3 protein-coding genes are annotated in these 2,810 nt (G+C 66.0%); 2 read left to right on the top strand and 1 reads right to left on the bottom strand.

The genetic code is table 11. The features are described from left to right. Positions 1-424: LysE family translocator (locus E7Z54_RS11465; protein WP_136433799.1), on the bottom strand; the 424-nt coding region annotated here is incomplete at its 3' end. Between the two features lie 210 nt (positions 425-634). Between E7Z54_RS11465 and E7Z54_RS11470 the strand changes: the two genes are divergently transcribed. Together E7Z54_RS11470 and E7Z54_RS11475 are read left to right on the top strand one after the other, a co-directional pair. Then, complete coding sequence (locus tag E7Z54_RS11470) at positions 635-946, top strand: nuclear transport factor 2 family protein (protein WP_206056162.1); 312 nt, start codon at positions 635-637, stop codon at positions 944-946. A gap of 40 nt (positions 947-986) precedes the next feature. Next, positions 987-2,753, top strand: a complete 1,767-nt coding sequence (locus E7Z54_RS11475) for a BCCT family transporter (RefSeq protein ID WP_206056163.1) — start codon at positions 987-989, stop codon at positions 2,751-2,753. The last annotated feature ends 57 nt before the right edge of the window (positions 2,754-2,810 follow it).

Raw genomic sequence — 2,810 nt, forward strand, 5'->3', positions numbered from 1 at the left:
TGAGCGTCAGGAAGATCAGTGCGATCTTGGGGTTGAGGAGGTTGCTCATGAGCCCTTGACGGAATGCTTGGGCCCGTCCGAGCACCGGTTCGTGTGCGCGACTGAGGACCGCTCCGTGTCCGTCGGTCGGCGGTGCCCCCTTTCGTGAGTGCACGAGTGCCATCACCCCGAGATAGATGAGGTAGGCGGCTCCAACGAACTTGATCAGCGTGAATGCGGTGGTGGAAGCGGCAAGCACCGCTGCCAGCCCGACCGCAGAAGCCGCCGCGTAGACCGCGATACCTGTGCAGCAACCGAGACCTGTCCACCAAGCGGTGCGGACGCCTCCGCGAATACCGTTGCGAAGCACCAACGCCATGTCTGGCCCGGGAGTCAGGGTGAGCAATGCGGCGACGGCGAGGAACGGCAGAAGTTGGTGGGGCACCGGTCAACGATAGGCCGCCACACGCCGTCCTTCGCGTCGTTCCATGAGAGTGGTCGCTCCCGTGCCACATGCTGGCCGTCCTGCTGTTGGTGTTCGGGTCGTGCAAGCGCTCCCCGAGCTCGCACGCGGCACGGGGCGGTCACTCCGGATCGTCCGGGAAGAACGCGGTCCGACGCCTGGACCCGCCTGAGGTGCTGGGCCCAGGAATCGGTGAGCCGACAGCTGCTGTTCGCCATGGCAGGTTTCCTCCTCGCCGGCACGTACCGCACCCCCGAGGGGGTCACGGCGAACGTGATGGAGAAGCTGGCGGCCGAATGGGACGGCTGGACCGCCCACGACGACAGCTACATCGTCGACGGCGAGAGCGTGGTCGTCCTGGCCCGTTACACCGCGCGCAACCGTGCGACCGGCAGACCACTAGCCGTGCGCGTGGCCCACCACTTCGTGGTCAGGGGCGGACTGATCGTCCGTTTCGAGCAGTTCGCCGACACCGGCCTGGTCCGCGACGCGGCCTGCCGGTGACCGGTCGTGGGCACGAGCGCGGGGCCATCGTCTGCCACTCGTGGCTGAGGACAAGCCCACGATTCGCGTGCGTCGGCCAGAAGACCTCGATAGCGTGAAAGGGCACTGTTGGACTTCTGCGAAGGAAGCCGGTGACACTCGAATGACACAGGACATTCCGAGACAGGAACACGAACCGATCCATCCCATCGAACCTGCGGGGCCGGCCCATCGGCCGCCGAGCGGGTCGCTGATTCCGTGTCCTCGCGTCTTCTACCCCGCTGCGGGGCTGCTGGTGGTGTTCATCGCGGTCACCGCGATCTTCCCCGAGCGCGTGGGGGACTGGATCGGCCGGGCCAACACCAATGTCGTGCAAGAACTCGGCTGGTACTACATCGCGATCACTGCCGGGTTCGTGGGCTTCGCAATCTGGATCGCGGCGTCCCACATGGGCAATATCGTGCTCGGTAAGGACGGTGAGGAGCCGGAGTTCTCGCTCGCTTCGTGGTTCGCGATGCTGTTCGCGGCCGGGATGGGCATCGGGCTGGTGTTCTGGGGTGTGGCCGAGCCGCTCAACCACTTCAGCGCGCCGCCGCCGGGGAGCCCGGCGGCGGATCCGGCCGAGGCGGCGCGCACCGCGATGGACACCACGTTCCTGCACTGGGGTCTGCATGCCTGGGCGATCTATGTGGTGGTGGGCCTGGCGGTGGCGTACTCGGTGCACCGGCGGGGCCACCCGATCTCGTTGCGCTGGGCGCTGCATCCGCTGCTGGGTGATCGGATCAACGGCTTCTGGGGTGACGCCATCGACGTGATCGCGGTGCTGGGCACGCTGTTCGGCGTGGCCACCTCGCTCGGTCTGGGGGTCAGTCAGATCAGTGGCGGCCTCGGCTACCTGGGTGTGGTCGACGACGCCGGCGACGGTCTCAAAGTGGTGCTGATCGTCGTGATCACCGCGATCGCCTTGGTTTCGGTGGTCACCGGAATCGACAAGGGCATCAAGTGGCTGTCGAACATCAACATGGTGATGGCGATCGCCCTGGTGGCGTTCGTGATGGTGGCCGGGCCGACCGTGTTCATCCTCAGCGAGTTCGTGTCCCAGATCGGCTCCTACATTCAGAACTTCTTCCGACTCTCCTTCAACTCCATGCCATTCCATGAGGACGGCAAGCAGTGGCTGGGTGGGTGGACCACCTTCTACTGGGGCTGGTGGATCAGCTGGGCACCCTTCGTGGGGGTATTCATCGCCCGCATCTCCAGGGGCCGCACTGTCCGCGAGTTCGTCATCGGGGTCTTGCTGGTGCCCACCCTGGTCACCTTCATCTGGTTCTCCGCGCTGGGCGGCACCGCCCTCTACCAGGAGGTCTTCCAGGGCGGCGGGCTGATCGGGGAGGAGGGCGTCGACTCGACCACCGGACTGTTCCAGATGCTCGATCTGCTGCCGTTGGCGGCGATCACGAGCGGTCTCGCGATCATGCTGATCGTGATCTTCTTCGTGACCAGCTCCGACTCCGGGTCGTACGTGGTCGACATGCTCTCCTCCGGTGGCAACCCGAACCCGCCGGTGTGGAGCCGCGCGTTCTGGGCTGCAATGGAGGGCGCGATCGCCGCGGTGCTGCTGCTCGCGGGATCCGCAGCCGGTGCCAATCCGTTGGGCGCGCTGCAGACGATGGCGATCCTGCTGGCGTTCCCGTTCAGTTTCGTGATGATCGGCATGTGTTTCGCGACGGCGAAGGCACTGATCGGCGAGGAGCGGCAGCGCCAGCGCAGGCAGCGGAAGTGGTTGGCCGAAGAGCTCGCCAAGGAGATCGACCAGCAACCGAGGTAGGCGCTAGAGGAGTGCGACCATAGGCGGCGCAGCAAGGCGGGAAGAGGCGGGCGGTCG

The sequence above is a fragment of the Nocardioides sp. genome (assembly GCF_004803405.1).
GTDB lineage: Bacteria > Actinomycetota > Actinomycetes > Propionibacteriales > Nocardioidaceae > Nocardioides > Nocardioides vastitatis.